This is a genomic window from Streptomyces sp. BHT-5-2, assembly GCF_019774615.1.
Taxonomy (GTDB): domain Bacteria; phylum Actinomycetota; class Actinomycetes; order Streptomycetales; family Streptomycetaceae; genus Streptomyces.
Genome location: NZ_CP081496.1, coordinates 581,060 through 600,439, shown reverse-complemented (window position 1 = coordinate 600,439; position 19,380 = coordinate 581,060). Strand labels below are relative to the sequence as shown.

Genomic DNA, 19,380 nt, shown 5'->3' with positions numbered 1-19,380 from the left:
CGCCCCCGGCGCCGGTCATCTCCCGCGCCCGGCTCCCCGCACCCGGCCGCACCGCCCCCCCCGCACCCCGCCCGCGTCACCCCGCTCACTTCACCGCGCCCGCCATCACCCCCGACACGAACTGCCGCTGGAAGGCGAAGAAGACGATCAGCGGCACCACCATCGACAGGAACGCCCCCGGAGCCAGCACGTCGATGTTGTTGCCGAACTGCCGCACCTCCTGCTGCAGCGCCACCGTGATCGGCGGATGCCCGCTGTCCGCGAAGATCAACGCGATCAGCATGTCGTTCCACACCCACAGGAACTGGAAGATCCCCAGCGAAGCGATCGCCGGACCGCCCAGCGGCAGCACCACCCGCGCGAACAGCCGCAGTTCACCCGCCCCGTCCAGCCGCGCCGCCTCCAGCAGCTCCCGCGGAATCTCCGCGAAGAAGTTCCGCAGCAGGAACACCGCGAACGGCAGCCCGAACGCCGTGTGGAACAGCACCACCCCGGCCGTCGTCTCGAACAGCCCCACCGCACCGAACAGCCTCGCCACCGGGATCAACGCCACCTGCACCGGCACCACCAGCAACCCCACCACCACCATGAACCACGTATCCCGCCCCGGGAACTCCAGCCACGCGAACGCATAGCCCGCCAACGACCCGATCACCACCACCAGCACCGTCGACGGCACCGTGATCGCCGCCGTCGTCACCAGCGACCCCATCACCTTCCCGTTGGACAGCAGCTGGCTGTAGTTGTCGAACGTCAGCTGCGCGGGCCGGGCGAACACCTCCCACCAGCCCGACGCGGCGATCTGCGCCGGACTGCGCAACGACGACACCAGCAGCCCCACCGACGGCATCAGCCAGAACAGCGCCACCAGCACCAAGAACACCCGCACCGCGCCGCCCCCGGTGCGCGCCGCCAGCCGCCCCGCCACCGACGGCCCCCGCACGCGGCCCCCACGCCCGGCCGCCACCGCGGCCCCGTCCACGACCGGGACCGGCGGCGTCATCGGCGTCCTCGGCGGCGTCATCGGCGCTGCTCCTTCCGCATCCGGCGCAGATTCACGTACATCATCGGCATCACCAACACCAGCAGGAACACTGCGATCGCACTCCCCAACCCCTGGTCCACATCCGTGCCGAACGACGACTGGAACAACTGCAGCGCCAGCACGTTCGCCGACCGCAGACTGGAGCCCGGCGCGATGATGTACACCAGGTCGAAGATCTTCAGCACGTTGATCATCAGCGTCACCAGCACCACCACCAGCACCGGCGCCAACAGCGGCACCGTGATCCGGCGGAACACCTGCCACTCGCCGGCCCCGTCCACCCGCGCCGCCTCCAGCAGCTCCCGCGGCACCCCCGCCAGCCCCGCCGCGATCAACACCATCGCGAAACCGGCCCACATCCACACATAACTGCCGATGATGGCCGGCGTGACCAACGCCGGCCCCAGCCAGTCCACCCCGTTGTACGCCGCCGCGAAGTCCGCCGCCGGCAACCGCAGCCGCGCCCCCACCGCCTTCTCCGCCGGCAGCGCGAACGTCCCGTCCGCCGCCGTCGTCGTCGAGGCGACCACCGCACCGCCCCGCACCGCCTCCACCGTCAGGCCGGCCAGCGCCCTCTCACCCGGATCGACGACGTTCGGCCGCCCCCCGCCACCACGGGTGAAATCCAGCCACGCGGTACCGGTGACCTCCCCCGGACGCGACCGCGCGACCACCGCCTGCCTCGCCGCCCGCACGTCCTGCGGCTGCACCGCCACCAGCGGCAGCCCCACCGGCGACCCCGCCCGCACCACCGACCGCGTGGTGAACGCCCCGCCGCCCGACGGCCGCAGATCCGCGTTCGGCCGCGGCTTCGCCCCCGGGAACGGCGCCGGCTCCGCGAACGTGTCGTGCACCGCCACCCACACCGCATCGGCCACCCCGCGCCGCGGATCCTGGTCGTAGACCAGCCGGAAGATGATCCCCGCCGCCAGCATCGAGATCGCCATCGGCATGAACACCACCAGCTTGAACGCGGTGCCCCAGCGCACCCGCTCGGTCAGCACCGCGAAGATCAACCCCAGCGCGGTGGACACCGTCGGCGCCACCACCACCCACACCACGTTGTTCTTCAGCGCCGTCCGAATGCCGTCGTCCGAGAACATCGCCCCGTAATTCCCCAGCCCCACAAAGCCGTTGCCCGACGCGTCGAACAGACTCCGGTACACCGAGAACCCGATGGGATACACCACCAGCGCCCCCAGCAACACGAGCGCCGGCAACAGGAAGAACGCAGCCGTCCACCACCGGGAACGGGACGGGTGGCGGCCGCTGGGGCCGGGACGCGGACCGGGACGTCGGCCGGGACGTGGGCCGGGATCTCGACCGGGACGTGGGCCGGCTCCTGCGGTCGCTGCGACGCCCGCGACCGCGCCCTCGCCCTCGTCCGCCTCTTCCCCGCCCGTACGCGCATCGCTCATCGTGACGACCCCCGCTTCCGCTCCCGGTGGCGTTGACCTGGCTCCGTCGCGTCGTCCCGGCTCCGTCGAGCCGGCCTCACGGCCTCACGGCCTCAGTGCCCGAACGCCTTGGCCGCGTCCTGCTCCAACTGCTGCTGGGCGCCCACGACGTCCTTGGGGTTCTTCAGGAAGTCCTGGAGGTCCTTCCACTCGCCCTGCCCCGGCTTGCCGCCGAACGACGCGGGCGCCTGGTCGGACATGTCGAACCGGAAGTCGTCACCCGCCGCGATCAACGCCCCGGCGATCTTCCGCATCACGTCGTCCCCGTACGCCGACGGGTCCAGCGCCTTGTTCGGCGAGAGGAAACCGCCCGCCCGCGCCCAGATCCCGGCCGCGTCCGGCGACGCCAGGAACGTCAGCAGCGCCTGCGCCGCCTTGCTGTCCTTCAGCGCCACCGCCACGTCCCCACCGGTCACCACCGGCGACTTCGCCCCCACCGCGGGGAACGGGAACACCTTCGCGTCCGTCCCCACCTTCGCCTTCGTCTGCGCGATGTCGGCCGCCGCGAAATCGGCCGACGACACCATCGCCGCCTTCGGGGCGTCGCCCCCGGCGAACGTCTGCGTCACCGACGTCGGGAAATCCGTCTGCAACGCCCCCGCATTGCCGCCCGACAGCAGTTCCTTCCGCCCGAAAAGCTGCGCGAGCGTCGTCAGCGCCTGTTTGACCGACGGATCGGTCCACTTGATCGTGTGCTTGGCCAACCGGTCGTACTGCTCCGGCCCGGCCTGCGAGAGATAGACGTTCTCGAACCAGTCGGTCAGCGTCCAGCCGTCCGACCCGCCCACCGACACCGGCTCCACACCCGACTCGGAAATCGTCTGCGCCACCTTGAGGAACTCCGGCCAGGTCTTCGGCTCGGAGACCCCGGCATTCTCGAAAACCTTGGCGTTGTACCAGACAAGCGACTTGTTGCTGGCCTTGAAATAGACCCCGTAATCGGTGCCGTCATGGGCGCCCAGCGCCTGCCAGCCCTTGCTGAAATTCTTCGTCAACTGCGCCTTGGCGTCCGCCCCGAGCGGCTTGATCCACCCCTTCGCCGCGAACTCGTTCAGCACCCCGACCTGCTGCAACAGCGCCACATCCGGCGGCCCGCCGCCCGCGATCTTGGACCCGATGAAACCGGCCATGTCGTCACCGCTCGGCACGAAGTCGACCTTCGCCCCGGTCCGCTTCTCGAACTCCGCCAGCACCTTGCCGAAGTTGTCCCGCTCGGCCCCGGTCCACACCGCCGTCACCTGCAGCCGCTGCCCGTCGAGCTTCGGCAGCGCCACCGTCACCGCCGCACCCCCACCCCCCTTCCCCCCACCGCCGCCACTCCTCCCACTTCCGCCCCCACTACCACTCCCACACCCAGCCACCCCGAACGCCACCACCGCAACGACGGCCACCACCCGCACCCCATCAACTCTCCAACCAACTCTCCAACCAACTCTTCTATGCATCCCCACACCCCTCCCTGCCCCATCCACGTCAACTTCTCCACGTCGACTTCTCCACGCCAACATCCGACGTCGGCATCCGACGTCGACTTCCCGCTCGCCGCCCGGCGTTCGCCCCACGCCAACAGTCCGCCCCATGCAGCCGCGTACGAAAGCCGCCGCGTACGAAGCCGCCGGCCGCTGAGGCTGCGCTTGTGCAGTGCTGTGATCGCGTTGGTGATTGCGATGGGATTGCGGTGGGATTGCGATGGCGCCGTGCCTGCCGACTTGCCGCGTGTCTGCCGACCTGCCGCACCTGCTCTACCCGGTGCGTCGCTCTACCTGGTGCGTCCGTGCCTGGCGCTGTACCTGGTGCGTCGTGCTTGCCGCTGTGCCTGGTGCTTGGCGCTGTGCCTGGTGCGTCCCGCTGCCGGGCCTGGTGCGCCGCCGTGCCACCACTGCTGCTCGGGACGCTGCTGTTCGGGAAGTTGCGGCCGTCGTGCCGTGGCGCTCCCACCGTGCCGTGGCGCTCCCGCCTGCCCGCTGCCCTGGTCGCGTCCGCGCTCACCCCGTGACCGCGGCACGTGCGACAGTCCTACGCCCCCACCCCGGGCTCCGCAATACCGCCACCCACGCCAACTCCCCATTCGTAATGGCCCCGTTACGGGACCGGGCCCCCGCCCCTGGCGGCAGCCCCCGCCCCGTCCGCAGCCCCGCCCCGGCTTGCCGGTAGCCCCGGCTCTTGTTCGGCCGTAGCCCCGCCTCCGCACGGCCCCGCATCCTCATGCCGGCCCGACGCCGCCCGGCCGCGGCGGGCCCGCCGTCACACCAGCGGTGGCCCCGCCGTCGCCCCCGAGGACTGCGCGGCCCGTTGCAGCGCGCTGGCCAGCAACGCCAGGTCCGTCGGGCCGTTGCCCAGTTCGCGCAGCGGGCGCCGGGCCGGCGGGTCGCCCATCCGTGCCCATTCCAGGGGCACGACGGTGGGCCGCAGGGTGGACGTGCGTGGTATCCGCCCGGTCACCCGGCCCGCCTGGAACGGCGTGGACGTGCCGTCCGCCGCACGGTGCAGTCGCCCGCGGCCGGGCGGCGTCGGCTCGGCCCCGGCCTGCGCCGACGCCTCGGCCGAGTCGGTGGCGGTGCCAAGGCCGCCCAAGCCGCCCAACTGGATCCGCAGAGCGGCTCGTTCGGCGGTCGCGGTGCCGTCGGTGCGGTCCGGGTGACCGGTGGCGGCCACCAGGTGCACGCCCAGGGCGGCGCCGTCCCGGGCGACCGCCTCCAGGGCGCGCACCACGGAACCGGCGGCCGGGCGGCCCGTGCTGCCCAGAGCCGGGGAAACCAGAGCGTCGAAGTCGTCGACCAGGACGAACAGGCGGGGCATCGGGGCGGCGGTCGGTGGGGCCGGAGCGGCGGCCGACGCCGTCGTCTGGGCGGAGGCGCCGGACCGGTTCGGCTCCCGGTGGGGCTCGGTGGCCTCCGGGCGGTCGCGGTCGCGGTCGCGGTGGTCGGCGGGAGTGCGGTGGTCGTGGTGGTCGGGGTGGCTGTGTTCTTGGGAGGTGGCGCCGGGGCGGGCGCGGAGGCGCAGGGTGCCCGTGCGGGTGGGGTCCGCCTGGCCTGCCGGGGTGTCGCCGCCTTCTTCCTTATTACGGCAACGATTACGGAGGGTGATCTGTTCCTCGGATTCGTTACTCGTTGTGAAAGAGGTGGAGGGGGTGAAGGGGGCGGAGGGGGTGGGTGGAGTGGCAGGGGGCGGAGAGAAGGGGGAGGTGGGGGTGGCGGATGGGGAGTGGGGGGCGGCGGGGGTGCCGTCGTGGGGTGCCGGCACGGACGGGGATGCACCGGACCCCATGGGTGCACCGGACCCCACGGATGCGGCGGACCCCATGGACGCGCCGGAAGTCGGGGACACGCGGGATGTCGGGGGCGTGCCGGGCGGCGAGGATGCGCCGGGCGTCATCGACGGGCCGGACGCGCCGGATGCCTCGGATGGCCGGGGCGTGCCTGATGGCATGGATGTGCCAAGTGGGGTGGCGGTACCGGGTGTTGTGGGGGTGCCCTCTGTGGAGCGGCGGGGGGCGATGATGCGGGGGGCCGGGAGGTGTTTGGTGCGCCACTCGGAGAAGGAGGTGCCGGCCAGTATTTCGGCGCGGCGCTTGAGTTCGGAGGAGAGGGCCTGGGCGAACTCCCGCATCCGCAGCGGGTCCGAGGCGGCCAGGTACGTCGTGACGTGCGGTAGGTCTGTGCAGACCCGCAGGCCCTCGCCGCGCTCGGCGCCGCCGCCGTCCACCAGTACCAGCGCCAGCCGGTCCGGCCGGTCGGCGGCGGCCAGCGACGCGGCGAGGGACCGCAGCAGCTCCGTCTTGCCGGTGGCCGGCGCGCCCTCGACGAGCAGATGCGAGCCGTCGGCCGCGAGGTCGGCGGTCACCGGCCCGTGCGGCCCGGCGCCCAGGACCGCGGCGGCGTGGGGCCGGTCGGTGTCCTGCGCGGCCGCCCAACGGGCCATCAGGGACGCGGGGGTGGCACGGGCCAGGCCCAGTTCGTCCAGCAGGCGCGTCGACTCCGGGAGCGGTATGGCGGCGCGCGGTGCCGCCGCCCCGCCCGCGCCGCCGCCCGCCTCGGCCTCGCGCAGCGGCGCCAGCGCCCGGGCGAACCGCTCCGCCCAGGCGGCGGAGACGGCGTCCACGGTCGCGACCGTGCCGTTCGGCCCCGAGCCCGGCTGGACCACCCGCAGGGCCGTGGCGACGTCGCCGCTGAGCACCGCCACCGCCCCGCACTCGCCGAACGCGGGCGAGGCGGCGCGCGCCGCCTCGTAGGTCGCGGCCAGCGGGAAGGCGGGGGAGGCGGCCGGTGTCTCGGCCAGGCAGAGCACATGGATGCCGGCCGCCGGGCCGCCCGCGGCCAACCGGGCGGTGGTCTCGCGCAGCGCCGACGAACCGGGGTCGCCGTCCACGATCAGCAGGGTGTACGGGCCCTGGTGACGGGCGGCGGCGGCCGCCACCTCGGCGCGCTCGGCACTGGGCCAGCCGGGGCCCAGGGGGCCGTCGTCCAGCCGCCGCACCAGCTCTGCCGTACGGGCCGCGGCCTGCTCCTTGTCGTAGGCGAGCAGCAGCCGGCAGTCCTGGCCACGGGCCGGGCGGACGTGCGGCAGCCAGCCCAGCCAGGACCAGTCGGCCACCCGCTCCTCCAGGGGGCGTGCCCGGTCGGAGCCGACGAGCACGATCTCCAGCGTCCCGGGGGAGTGCAGTGCGGCCAGCTGCGCGGCCGCGGACCGGGCCAGCCCGACGAGCCGGTCCCGCGGCCCGGCCAGCCCGAGGGCGCCGGCCCGGCGCATCTCGACGGTGACGGGCGCGGCGGTGCGGCCGCCGTCCCGCTCGGCCGTCCCCAGGCGGACGGTGAGCGAGTCCGGGTGCTCCGGGCCGCGCTCCCAGAGCCGGGGGCCGGGACCGAGCGCGGTGAGCAGGACGGCGGCGGCGTCCGGCCAGCGCTCGTCGGCGGCCGGGCCGGAGGGGACGGGGGCGCTTCCGGCGGCCATGTCGGACGGGCCGCCGGCGACCTGGGCGGCGCCGTCGGCGTCCGTGGTGTCGTACCGGCCCGCCGGGGCCGAGGCCGGGTCCTGCTGCTCTGTGTGCTCCGTCGCGGGGCGGCCGCCGGCCAGGCGTCGCGCCCAGGCGCCGAGGCCGCCGCGCCGGCCGGCCTTACGGGTCACCGGGTCGGCGGGGGCCAGGGACTGCTGTCCGCCGTGCGTCTGCCCGCCCGTGGGCGCGGGGCCCCGGCCGGCGAGCGCCTCGTGCCCGGCCGGCGCGTCATGGCCGGGCGCATGACCGGCCCGCGCCGCCCCGTATGCCGCCGGGTCGTACTCCGTCGCTCCGTAGGCCGCCGCCCCGTACTCGGCTGTCCCGTACTCCGTCGCCGGCCGGTCCGTCACAGGGGCCGGTTGTACGGGGCCGCCATGCGCCGGACCAGGTCCGTGCGCCCCGGCCGCCCTGTTTGTCCCGACTGCGGCTCCGGCCGTCCCGCTGCCGCCCGCGACCGGGGCGGGGACGGCAGCTCCGCGTGCGCCCGGCACCTGAGCGGGCCCGGGCGCGGCGATCGGAAAGAGGCCGCCCGCCGACGGTGCCGGGACGCCGCCCGCGCCTACGGGCGTCGCCCCGCCGTCCGGTTCCCCGACGGCCGGGGCGGGAATGCCGCGCAACGGGGTGTCCCGCCGGCGGCCCGGCCCGTCGGGCGCCGGGGCACCGGCGGCGGGCAGCTGGGCGTCGCCCGTCGGCGGTGCCCCGGCATCGCCACGTCCGTGAGGGGCCGCGGAACCGGTCCCGATGCCGCCGCCCGCTCCGGCTCCGTACGCATCACCGTCCCCGGGCACCCGCCGGTGCCCGCGCCCGTCGACGCCGGCGTATCCCGCCCCGGCGTACAGCGAGCCCGACGCGGTCTCCCCGGTGGCCGACGGGGCTTCCCCGAGGGCCGTCCCCCCGGCGGCGGCCCCTCCGGGGGCGACGCGGAGGTGCCCCTCCCCGTCGGGGGTGGCGCGCAGGGCCGGGTCCGGGGTGCGGGGCGGGGGCTGGAGGCGGAGTGCCGATTCGCCGATGCGCAGCAGGGCGCCGGGCGGCAGGGGGACGGCGAGGTCGCCGAGTTCGGTGCCGTCGACGGCGGTGCCGTTGGTGGAGCGCAGGTCGGCGACGTAGACGGAGCCGTCGGCCTCGACGGTGACGGCGCAGTGCAGGCGGGAGACGTCCGGGTCGTCCAGGGGGACGTCGGCGTCGGCGGAGCGGCCGATGCGGACCTGGCCGCCGTGCAGGAGGTGGACGCCGCCGGCGTCGGGGCCGGAGACGACGCGGAGCCGGGCGGAGCCGTGCGGCAGGCCGTGGGCGGGGGCCGGGCCGGGGCCCTGGAGGGTGAGCACCGCGCCGTCGATCAGCGGTGGCTCGCCGAGGGCGGCGCGCTGTGGGTCGAGCCGCTCGGTGCCGGCGTAGAGGACGACGGGGGCGCTGCTGCCGGTGGTGCCGACGTCCGCGCCGGAGCCCGCGACGGCGGCCGCGAGCGAGCCGGCCACGGTGGCCAGGGCTGTGCCGGCGGGGGCCGTCACGAGGACGTCGCAGGCCCGTGTGGTGTGGCCGCTGCGCGGCCCGAGGACGGTCAGCCGGATCTGCATCGCCGTCAACGGTCCCTTCTGCCGGGAACGCGGCAGGGGCTCCGCTCGCCCCCCACCGCACCCCGGGCACGTCGGCACGGACATGTCCCAGGCACGTCGCGACAGTGACCGCGCGCCCCCGCCGCGTGCGTGCTGGGATGCATCCTCGCACCTGCCACTGACAACACGCCCGCCGACCGCCCTTAAATGATCTTGATTGGTCGGTGCCCGTCGGAAAACCGCCTGCTTACGGGCACCGAACCGGCCGATTTCGATCACTGAGCGCCGCCGAACCGGTCAGTGGCGGACGGCACCCGGACCGCTGACGCGGGGCCCGGCCGTGTTGACGCGGGCGTCTCCCGCCCCGTACCGACCGCGGTGGGGGGCGTCCGGAATCCGGGCAACCAACGGCACCGGAGCGGCGTCTTCCCCAGGAGCACCGCCCCGTCCGTCGCACCGAGATGTTTGTGCGACGGCACTACAGTGGGGCGGACGGGCCGCGAGCTGACCCAGCGGGCCAGGCAAGGATCCACCACGACCAGGGAGCGCATGACGTGCGGCCGGTAGGCAGCAAGTACCTGCTTGAAGAGCCTCTGGGGCGCGGCGCCACGGGCACCGTCTGGCGTGCCCGCCAGAGGGAGACGGCCGGTGCCGAGGCCGCCGTCCCGGGGGAGCCCGGCGAGATGGTCGCGATCAAGGTCCTCAAGGAGGAGCTGGCGTCCGACGCGGACGTGGTGATGCGCTTCCTGCGGGAGCGCTCGGTCCTGCTGCGGCTCACCCACCCCAACATCGTCCGGACCCGCGACCTGGTCGTCGAGGGCGACCTGCTGGCGCTGGTCATGGACCTCGTCGACGGCCCCGACCTGCACCGCTACCTCCGCGACAACGGCCCCTTCAGCCCGGTGGCGGCCGCCCTGCTCACCGCGCAGATCGCCGACGCGCTGGCCGCCAGCCACGCCGACGGCGTCGTCCACCGCGACCTCAAGCCCGCCAACGTCCTGCTCGCCGGCTCGGACGGGGACGGCGCGATGCACCCGATGCTGACCGACTTCGGCATCGCCAGGCTGGCCGACTCCCCGGGCCTGACCCGTACACACGAGTTCGTCGGCACCCCCGCCTACGTGGCGCCGGAGTCCGCCGAGGGCCGCCCGCAGACCTCCGCGGTGGACGTCTACGGCGCCGGCATCCTGCTCTACGAACTGCTCACCGGCCGCCCGCCGTTCGCCGGGGCGACCGCCCTGGAGGTGCTGCACAAGCACCTGGCCGAGGACCCGCAGCGCCCGCCGTCGGTCCCCGAGCCGCTGTGGACGATCGTCGAGCGCTGTCTGCGGAAGCGGCCCGAGGAGCGCCCCGGTGCCGAGAACCTCGCGCGCGGGCTGCGCACCGTCGCGGCCGGCATCGGCGCGCAGGCCACCCCGCAGCAGGCCGAGGCGGCCCTGGGCGTCGCCGCGCTGCTCGTCCCCGACCCGGACCCGGCCACCGTCCCCGGTACCGGCACCGGCGGCGCCCAGGGGACGGACGCCGCGGCGCCCACCCAGGTGCTGCCCACCAACGCCTCCTCCTACGACCCGGGCGCGCCGACCAGCGTGCTGCCGTCCACCGGCGGTCCCGCCGGCCAGGGCCCGGCCCCGACGCGCGCCATGCCGCCGGTGCCCCCGATGCCGGCCGGCGCGCCCATGGCCGGTCCGGTGGAGCCCGAGGGCCCCCACCCGTGGGAGTCCCAGATGCGGGCCGCCCGCGACCGCAACGAGCAGACCCAGGTGCAGTACCTGGCGCCGCAGGACGACCCGCTGCGCCGCCGTCCGCAGCGCCGCCCGGCGCCCGCCCCGGTCCAGCAGCAGCCCCGGTACGACGCCCCGCCGGCCGGCTACGCCGCGCAGCGGCCGCCGGCCCCGCAGCGCCGTCCGGAGCCGCCGCAGCAGCGCTACGAGCCGGCCCCGCCGCCCGCGCGGGAGCCGCGGCCTCCGCGCGAGCCGCGGCGGCGCAGCGCCAACCCGATGCGGATCCCCGGTCTGGGGTGCCTGAAGGGCTGCCTGTTCACGGTGCTGCTGCTGTTCGTGGCGGCCTGGTTGATCTGGGAGTTCACCCCGCTCCAGGAGTGGATCGGCACGACCAAGGGCTTCTTCCAGCAGATCGGCGACGTCATCACCAGCGTGAAGGACTTCGTACAGAAGCTCGGCGGCTGACGGTCCGTACGGGCGGAGCGGTGGTGGCATCGTCGCTTTGTCGACTTCCGGCCGGTGAATTCCCGTACAGAAGTGACGGTTGCCGCCATTGGGGGCACTGAACCCTCTGGCGCCCGCGTAGCTTTGACGCCAACCTCAGCCCCCGCAGGACGCTCGGGGGCCCGACACGTCGGAGCAGTCTTGGCACGGAAGATCGGCAGCCGGTACACCGCCCACCAGATCCTGGGGCGCGGCAGTGCCGGCACGGTATGGCTGGGCGAGGGTCCCGAAGGGGCCGTGGCCATCAAGCTGTTGCGGGAGGATCTCGCCTCCGACCAGGAGCTCGTCGGCCGCTTCGTGCAGGAGCGGGCGGCGCTGCTGAGCCTTTCGCACCCGCGTGTCGTCGGTGTCCGCGACCTCGTCGTCGACGGCGCCGACCTCGCGCTCGTCATGGACCTGGTCCGCGGCACGGACCTGCGCACCCGTCTGGAGCGCGAGCGGCGGCTGGCCCCGGAGGCCGCCGTCGCCATCGCCGCCGACGTCGCCGACGGCCTCGCCGCCGCGCACGCCGCCCGGATCGTGCACCGCGACGTCAAGCCGGAGAACGTCCTGTTGGACATGCAGGGGCCGCTCGGCCCCGGTGGCGCGCACCCCGCGCTGCTCACCGACTTCGGCATCGCGCGCCTGGTGGACTCCCCGCGCCGCACCCGGGCGACGAAGGTCATCGGCACCCCCGACTACCTCGCCCCGGAGATCATCGAGGGCCTGCCGCCGCGCGCCTCGGTGGACGTCTACGCGCTGGCGACGGTCCTGTACGAGATGCTCGCCGGCTTCACGCCCTTCGGGGGCGGCCACCCCGGCGCGGTGCTGCGCCGCCATGTCACCGAGAGCGTCGCCCCGCTGCCGGGCATCCCGGACGAGCTGTGGCAGCTGCTCGTCCAGTGCCTGGCCAAGGCGCCCGCGTCCCGGTTGCGGGCCCCGGAGCTGGCCGCCCGGCTGCGGGAGATCCTGCCCGGCCTGACCGGTATCCCGCCGCTGGACATCGACGAGCCCGACGACGAGCAGCCGGCCGACGACCCCGAGGGCGCCCCGGCGGGATCGCGCCCGGAGGCCGGCTATCCGGCGGTGACGCCCCAGGGCCCGCCGCGCGGCGCGGTCCCCCTGGTCCAGGGGGCGAAGCCGGACTCCAACCGGGAGACGCACACCAGCATGCGGGTCCCCGGCCCGGACGAGCTGGCCGGCGGCGCGCACGGCACGGCCCGCGCCCCGCGGGCGCCGGGGGAGCGCCGGGCGGGCTCGGCGCGGCACCGCTCGGTACCGGAGGCGGTGCGGCGCCGGCGGCTCAGGGTGGGCGTGGCGGCCGCCCTCGTCGTCGTGGCGGCCGCGGTCGGCGGGCTGCTCGCCTCGGGTGACGGCGGTACGGAGCCGGGCGGTGCCACGCCGGGCGTGCATCAGCCGCGGCAGGCCCCATGACCTGCGCGGGAGCGGGACGCGGGGGCGGCGCGGGTGCCCCGGGCGGGTTCGGCGGCGGGCCCTCGGGCCCCGTTCCGGGCCCCTCTGGGCAGCCGGGGCCGGGGACGCGCCGGGACAGATTGTCGGCGGCAGCCGTTAGGCTGGGTGCGTGGCAGTCGTCGATGTATCCGAAGAGCTGAAGTCCCTCTCCTCGACCATGGGGTCGATCGAGGCCGTCCTGGACCTCGACAAGATGAGGGCAGATATCGCCGTGCTCGAGGAGCAGGCCGCCGCGCCGTCCCTGTGGGACGACCCGGCCAGCGCCCAGAAGATCACCAGCCAGCTGTCCTACCTCCAGGGCCAGCTGCGCCGGGCCGAGGAGCTGCGCGGCCGGGTCGACGACCTCGAGGTGCTCTTCGAGCTCGCCGAGGCCGAGGGCGACGACGAGACCCGCGAGGAGGCCGAGCGCGAGCTGGCCGACGTCCGCAAGGCGGTCGACGAGCTGGAGGTCCGCACGCTGCTCTCCGGCGAGTACGACGCCCGTGAGGCCGTGGTCAACATCCGCGCCGAGGCCGGCGGGGTGGACGCCGCGGACTTCGCCGAGAAGCTCCAGCGGATGTACCTGCGCTGGGCCGAGCGCCACGGCTACAAGACCGAGCTGTACGAGACCTCGTACGCCGAAGAGGCCGGCATCAAGTCGACCACCTTCGCCGTCCAGGTGCCCTACGCCTACGGCACGCTCTCCGTGGAGCAGGGCACCCACCGCCTGGTGCGCATCTCGCCGTTCGACAACCAGGGCCGCCGCCAGACGTCCTTCGCGGGCGTCGAGGTGCTGCCGGTCGTCGAGCAGACCGACCACATCGAGATCGACGAGTCCGACCTGCGGGTGGACGTGTACCGCTCCTCCGGCCCCGGCGGCCAGGGCGTCAACACCACGGACTCCGCGGTCCGGTTGACCCACATCCCCACCGGCATCGTCGTCTCCTGCCAGAACGAGCGCTCCCAGATCCAGAACAAGGCCACCGCCATGAACGTCCTCCAGGCGAAGCTGCTGGAGCGGCGCCGCCAGGAGGAGCAGGCCAAGATGGACGCCCTCAAGGGCGACGGCGGCAACTCCTGGGGCAACCAGATGCGTTCGTACGTCCTGCACCCGTACCAGATGGTCAAGGACCTGCGGACGGAGTTCGAGGTCGGCAACCCGCAGGGCGTGCTGGACGGCGACATCGACGGCTTCCTGGAGGCCGGCATCCGCTGGCGCAAGCAGCAGGAGCAGCAGGCGAAGTAACCGCCGACACCTGCGGAGCGCCGCCGACGGCCACGGACACAAGCGGACGAACGCCCGCGAAACACCCGGCGAAAAGCTCGGACAACTGCCTCCCCGAGGGGGGCAGTTGTTTTTTGCGGTGGCGGTTAGGTCACAGTCGTACGTCCATGTATCGCCCAACCCGTAGCAATTCAGGCAACAAGCCTTTATTCGGCCTTGACGATGTTCGGAGAACTGGGAAGGCTGAGCGCGGCATGCGTGTGTCATGGGGCGCGTGTAGGAACGGGGAGGCGAACGGTCCGCCGGCAGTGCCGGGCCGAGGCGTGCACACCCCCATCGGTCGTGGCCCCGTGCGGCGGTGCTCCAATGACGAGTTCAGCTACTGGGGGTAGCAGTACATGACGAAGAAGACGCGGCTGCGCGTTGCGCGCATTGCGGCCGGTGCGGTGATCGCGGCCGGTGCGTCGCTCACCGCGGCCGGTGCGGCCTCCGCGGCCAGCCCGGGTGAGGCCGGCGGTTCCGGCGGTGGCCTCATCGGTGGCCTCATCGGCGGGGTCATCGGCGGTGGAGACTCCGGTGGCGACAGCTCCGGCGGTCAGACCACCGGCGGCGACACCACCGGCGGCGACACCACCGGCGGCGAGATCGGCAGCCAGACCTCCGGTGGCCAGACCACCGGCGGCGAGATCGGTGGCGAGACCACCGGCGGCCAGAACTCCGGTGGCCAGAGCACCGGCGGTGAGACCACTGGTGGCCAGAACTCCGGCGGTCAGAGCACCGGTGGCGAGACCACCGGCGGTCAGAACAGCGGTGGCCAGAGCACCGGTGGCGAGACCACTGGTGGCCAGAACTCCGGCGGCCAGAACTCCGGCGGCCAGAGCACCGGCGGTGAGACCACCGGTGGCCAGAACTCCGGCGGTCAGAGCACCGGTGGCGAGACCACCGGCGGTCAGAACAGCGGTGGCCAGAGCACCGGCGGTCAGAGCACCGGCGGTCAGACCTCCGGTGGCCAGACCACCGGCGGCCAGACCGGCGGCAGCAGCACCGGTGGTCACTCCGGCGGCAGCAGCACCGGTGGCGGCAGCAGCACCGGCGGCGACAGCACCGGTACCGGTACCGACAACGAGGGCTCCAAGCCGATCGAGCAGCCCGGCCAGGGCAAGGAGCAGGTCGTCGACACCCCGGGCCAGGCCAAGCAGCAGGCCAAGGGCGGTCAGCTGGCGGAGACCGGTTCGTCCGGCACCACCTTCCTGCTGATCGGCGCGGCCACGATGATCGCCGGCGGGGTGGGCTTCCGGGTCCTGCCGCGCCTGATCAACAAGGGCGGCGGCGCGGCGGCTGCCTGACGCCGACGCGGCACATGACGAGGGGCCCGGGACGCGCACTGCGTCCCGGGCCCCTCGGGCGTCCACGGAAGGTTTTTCGGCGGCGTCCGGACACGCTGCGCGGCGGCGCCGTCACGCAGTGGCGCCGCGGCCGGGTCCGGCCCGTCAGACGGCCTGGCGGAGCAGCACCGCGACCGCGATCAGCGCGACCAGCAGGGCCGCCAGCACCGCCGGGTTGAGTTGGCCGAAAATACCCGCCTCGCGCTGGAGACGCTCCCTGTTGGCCCGGCACACAGGGCAGCGGCCCTCGCTCACAGGGGCCGCGCAGTTGGCGCACACCAATCGGTCGTACGTCATGCGACCTCCTTACTCACCGCTCCAACGCACCGGGAGGCGCATCGGTTCCCTCTACCACTGTGCCAGGTCCGCCGCCGTACGGCGCGCCCCACGGATCGATCCGTCCCGCGCGCACCGCGCCGTCGCGGTCCGCCCCGCGGCGCCGTTCCCGTGCGCTCCCCGTGATGTGCGCCTTTTGTCCCGTAGGCGCCGTGAAGAAACGCACCAACCTCCCTCGGCGACTTCGCCCCCACACGAGGTTCGCGTAGGGTCACGCTCACCGACGGGAGCCGTCACCGGCCACCCGTACCCCTATCCAGGTCGACCGTGGTGCATCAGTGATCCGATTCGACAACGTCTCCAAGACCTACCCGAAGCAGAACCGCCCCGCTCTCAGGGACGTCTCCCTGGAGATCGAGCGCGGCGAGTTCGTCTTCCTGGTGGGCTCCTCGGGCTCCGGTAAGTCCACCTTCCTGCGGCTGCTCCTGCGCGAGGAGCGCGCCAGTCACGGCGCCGTCCACGTACTGGGGAAGGATCTGGCCAAGCTCTCCAACTGGAAGGTGCCGCAGATGCGCCGCCAGGTGGGCACGGTCTTCCAGGACTTCCGGCTGCTCCCCAACAAGACGGTGGGGCAGAACGTCGCCTTCGCCCTGGAGGTCATCGGCAAACCGCGCGGGCAGATCCGCAAGACCGTGCCCGAAGTCCTCGAACTCGTCGGCCTCGGCGGCAAGGAGGACCGTATGCCGGGCGAGCTGTCCGGTGGTGAGCAGCAGCGCGTCGCCATCGCGCGGGCCTTCGTCAACCGCCCGTTGCTGCTCATCGCCGACGAGCCCACCGGCAACCTCGACCCGCAGACCTCCGTCGGCATCATGAAGCTGCTGGACCGGATCAACCGCACCGGGACCACGGTGGTCATGGCCACCCACGACCAGCAGATCGTCGACCAGATGCGCAAGCGGGTCATGGAACTCGAGAAGGGCCGGCTCGTACGCGACCAGTCGCGCGGCGTGTACGGCTACCAGCACTGAAAGGACGCCATGCGCGCCCAGTTCGTCCTGTCGGAGATCGGCGTCGGTCTCCGCCGAAATCTCACGATGACCTTCGCCGTCATCGTCTCCGTCGCCCTCTCGCTCGGCCTGTTCGGCGCCTCGCTGCTGATGCGCGACCAGGTCAGCACGATGAAGGGCTACTGGTACGACAAGGTCAACGTCTCCATCTTCTTCTGCAACAAGAACGACTCCGAGACGGCCGCCAACTGCGCCAAGGGCGCGGCGACCGACCAGCAGAAGAACGACATCCTGGCCGAACTGCACCGGCTGCCGCTGGTGCAGAACGTGGAGCACGAGACCAGCGACCAGGCGTACAAGCACTACAAGGAGCAGTTCGGCGACACCCCCGTGGCCGGTCTGGTCACGCCCGACCAGCTGCCGGAGTCCTTCCGGGTCAAGCTCAAGGACCCGACGAAGTTCGACGTGATCAAGTCGGCGTTCTCCGAGCGCCCGGGCGTCGAGCAGGTGCAGGACCAACGGGACACCGTCGAGCCGCTGTTCCGGCTCCTGGACGGCATGCGCTACGCGGCGCTGGGCGTGATGGGCCTGATGCTGGTGGTGGCGCTGATGCTGATCGTCAACACCGTGCGGGTCTCGGCGTTCAGCCGTCGCCGGGAGACCGGCATCATGCGGCTGGTCGGCGCGTCCAGTTTCTACATCCAGCTGCCGTTCATCATGGAGGCCGCGATCGCCGGCCTCATCGGTGCCGCGTTCGCCTGCGTCCTGCTGGTCGGCGGCAAGTACTTCATGATCAACCAGTGGCTGGCGAAGCAGATCCAGGTGGTCAACTTCATCGGCTGGGACTCCGTCCTGGCGGTGCTGCCGCTGGTCCTGCTCATCGGACTGCTGATGCCCGCGCTCGCCGCGTTCTTCGCGCTGCGCAAGTACCTCAAGGTGTGAGCTTCGCCAAGGGCGCCGTACGGTCAACTCCCCGTACGGCGCCCTTTCGTCGCCTAGACTCACCGGCATGCCGGGCCCGTGTTGGTACGACCGGCCCCGTCGCATCCGCCGCGGGGCGGCCCTGACGCTGTTCCTCGCCGGGGTGCTCGCCGCGGGCGCCGCCACCGGCACCTGGGGCGACGCCGGAGCCGCCGGGGACACTGCGGAGCCCGCCGCCGCGGGCCGGCCCGCCGGGGAAACGGTCGCCGGCCGGCCGTCGGTCGAGCGGGCCGCCCGGCCGACGGCCGGGGACGGCAAGTCCGGCGCGCAGGCCGCCGAGGCCGTCAGCCGCAGCGGCGACCGCTGGTCGGCGGTCTACGCTCCCGGTGAATTCGACGCCTTCCAGGCCCAGTTGGACGGCACCTACGTCGGCGTCGGGCTGTGGGTCCGGCAGCGGGACGACGGCCGGATCACGGTCTCCCGGGTGCAGTCCGGCGGCCCCGCGGCCCGCTCCGGCGTCCTGGTCGGCGACCGCCTCGACGCCGTCGACGGCCGGCCCGTACGGGGGCGGCCGGTCACCGAGACCGTCGCCCGACTGCGCGGCGACCGCCCCGGTGGCTCCGGGGCGGCCGCCGGCACGCCCGTCCGGCTGGACCTCGGGCGCGGCGCCCGCCACTGGAGCGTGACGCTGCACCGGACCCGGCTGCGCACCCGGAACGTCGTCGTGGACCGCCCGTCCGGCGCCGGTGCCCCGACCCGCATCAAGATCACCGCGTTCGCCAGGGGCACCGGGGCCGCCGTCCGCCGCGCGGTGCGCGCCGCCGATCCGCGGGACGGGCTGCTGCTGGACCTGCGCGGCAACACGGGCGGCCTGGTCACCGAGGCCGTCGCCACCGCCTCGGTCTTCCTCGACGGCGGCCTGGTCGCCACCTACGACGTCCACGGCAGCCAGCGCGCCCTGTACGCCGAGGGCGCCGGGGACACCCGGATCCCGCTGGTCGTGCTGGTGGACGGCGGCACGATGAGCGCCGCCGAGCTGCTGTCCGGTGCGCTCCAGGACCGCGGCCGGGCGGTCGTGGTGGGCTCGCCGACGTTCGGCAAGGGGTCGGTGCAGATGCCCAGCGCGTTCCCGGACGGCTCGGTCGCGGAGCTGACCGTCGGCCACTACCGCACCCCGGACGGCCGGGCCGTGGACGGCGCCGGCATCATCCCGGACCTGATCGTCGAGGACCACGCGGAGAAACGGGCCCGCACGGTATTGAGTGGCCTCGGCACCGGTGCTTAGTGCGAAAATGGCCGGACTATGGCTACCAAGGGCAAGGGCAAAGAGAAGAACGACGGGCGCAAGCTCGTCGCGCAGCACAAGAAGGCGCGGCACGACTACCACATTCTGGACACCTATGAGTGTGGTCTGGTGCTGACCGGCACCGAGGTGAAGTCGCTGCGCCAGGGTCGCGCGTCGCTGGTGGACGGATTTGTCCAGATCGACGGCCAGGAAGCGTGGCTGCACAACGTCCATATTCCGGAATACGCGCAGGGCACCTGGACGAATCACAGTGCGCGGCGGAAGCGGAAGCTGCTGCTCCACCGCGCCGAGATCGACAAGCTGGAGGTCAAGGCCCAGGACGCGGGTCACACGATCGTGCCGCTGTCCCTGTACTTCAAGGGCGGCCGGGCCAAGGTCGAGATCGCGCTGGCCAAGGGCAAGAAGGAGTACGACAAGCGGCAGACGCTGCGCGAGAAGCAGGACCGCCGGGAGGCGGAGCGGGCGGTGTCGGCGGCCCGGCGCCGGCAGCGGGCCTGAGGTACCGGCGGCCGGGCTCCGCGCAGGCCGCCGGGAATATGCTGGCATCCGCGTGCGT

The 19,380-nt window shown here is 73.6% G+C and carries 13 protein-coding genes; 8 read left to right on the top strand and 5 right to left on the bottom strand.

What is annotated here, in order from left to right; translation table 11 throughout:
• Positions 1 to 85 precede the first annotated feature (85 nt).
• The 4 genes from K2224_RS02540 to K2224_RS02525 all read right to left on the bottom strand — a co-directional run bounded on the left by K2224_RS02540 (position 86) and on the right by K2224_RS02525 (position 9,069).
• Positions 86 to 1,024, bottom strand: coding sequence for a carbohydrate ABC transporter permease (locus K2224_RS02540; protein ID WP_399017490.1), 939 nt, complete (start codon positions 1,022 to 1,024; stop codon positions 86 to 88).
• On the bottom strand, positions 1,021 to 2,463 hold the full coding sequence (locus K2224_RS02535) for a carbohydrate ABC transporter permease (RefSeq protein WP_399017487.1): 1,443 nt from the start codon (positions 2,461 to 2,463) through the stop codon (positions 1,021 to 1,023). The genes K2224_RS02540 and K2224_RS02535 overlap by 4 nt, the downstream gene beginning before the upstream one ends.
• 92 nt (positions 2,464 to 2,555) lie before the next feature.
• Complete coding sequence (locus K2224_RS02530; RefSeq protein WP_221909387.1) at positions 2,556 to 3,896, bottom strand: ABC transporter substrate-binding protein; 1,341 nt, start codon at positions 3,894 to 3,896, stop codon at positions 2,556 to 2,558.
• A gap of 850 nt (positions 3,897 to 4,746) precedes the next feature.
• Positions 4,747 to 9,069: an FtsK/SpoIIIE domain-containing protein gene (locus tag K2224_RS02525; protein ID WP_221909386.1), complete on the bottom strand. Its 4,323-nt coding sequence runs from the start codon at positions 9,067 to 9,069 to the stop codon at positions 4,747 to 4,749.
• A 533-nt stretch (positions 9,070 to 9,602) separates the two neighbouring features.
• Here K2224_RS02525 and K2224_RS02520 point away from each other — a divergent pair.
• The 4 genes from K2224_RS02520 (at position 9,603) to K2224_RS02505 (ending at position 15,275) form a co-directional block, all read left to right on the top strand.
• Positions 9,603 to 11,234 (top strand): serine/threonine-protein kinase, encoded by a 1,632-nt coding sequence (locus K2224_RS02520; protein WP_221905040.1) that lies wholly within the window; start codon positions 9,603 to 9,605, stop codon positions 11,232 to 11,234.
• Between the two features lie 180 nt (positions 11,235 to 11,414).
• The gene (locus tag K2224_RS02515) at positions 11,415 to 12,686 is read left to right on the top strand and encodes a serine/threonine-protein kinase (RefSeq protein WP_221905039.1); all 1,272 of its coding nucleotides are present in this window, start codon (positions 11,415 to 11,417) and stop codon (positions 12,684 to 12,686) included.
• Positions 12,687 to 12,834: 148 nt separating this feature from the next.
• Entirely contained in the window at positions 12,835 to 13,950 is a 1,116-nt protein-coding gene (gene prfB, locus K2224_RS02510; protein ID WP_221905038.1) for a peptide chain release factor 2, read from the top strand.
• A 377-nt stretch (positions 13,951 to 14,327) separates the two neighbouring features.
• Positions 14,328 to 15,275 (top strand): LPXTG cell wall anchor domain-containing protein, encoded by a 948-nt coding sequence (locus K2224_RS02505; protein ID WP_221905037.1) that lies wholly within the window; start codon positions 14,328 to 14,330, stop codon positions 15,273 to 15,275.
• A 144-nt stretch (positions 15,276 to 15,419) separates the two neighbouring features.
• Here the strand turns inward: K2224_RS02505 and K2224_RS02500 are convergent, their stop codons facing one another.
• A complete protein-coding gene (locus K2224_RS02500; RefSeq protein WP_221905036.1) occupies positions 15,420 to 15,611 on the bottom strand; it encodes a hypothetical protein in 192 nt (63 codons plus the stop codon).
• Between the two features lie 317 nt (positions 15,612 to 15,928).
• Here K2224_RS02500 and ftsE point away from each other — a divergent pair, with 317 nt between their 5' ends.
• From ftsE to smpB, 4 genes are all read left to right on the top strand, one after another.
• Positions 15,929 to 16,618 (top strand): cell division ATP-binding protein FtsE, encoded by a 690-nt coding sequence (gene ftsE, locus K2224_RS02495; RefSeq protein WP_100604605.1) that lies wholly within the window; start codon positions 15,929 to 15,931, stop codon positions 16,616 to 16,618.
• A gap of 9 nt (positions 16,619 to 16,627) precedes the next feature.
• A complete protein-coding gene (ftsX, locus tag K2224_RS02490) occupies positions 16,628 to 17,539 on the top strand; it encodes a permease-like cell division protein FtsX (protein WP_221905035.1) in 912 nt (303 codons plus the stop codon).
• Between the two features lie 67 nt (positions 17,540 to 17,606).
• The gene (locus K2224_RS02485; RefSeq protein ID WP_221905034.1) at positions 17,607 to 18,803 is read left to right on the top strand and encodes a S41 family peptidase; all 1,197 of its coding nucleotides are present in this window, start codon (positions 17,607 to 17,609) and stop codon (positions 18,801 to 18,803) included.
• Between the two features lie 18 nt (positions 18,804 to 18,821).
• Positions 18,822 to 19,322 carry an SsrA-binding protein SmpB gene (gene smpB / locus K2224_RS02480; RefSeq protein ID WP_221905033.1) on the top strand — a complete coding sequence of 167 codons (501 nt, stop codon included), beginning with the start codon at positions 18,822 to 18,824 and terminating at the stop codon, positions 19,320 to 19,322.
• The last annotated feature ends 58 nt before the right edge of the window (positions 19,323 to 19,380 follow it).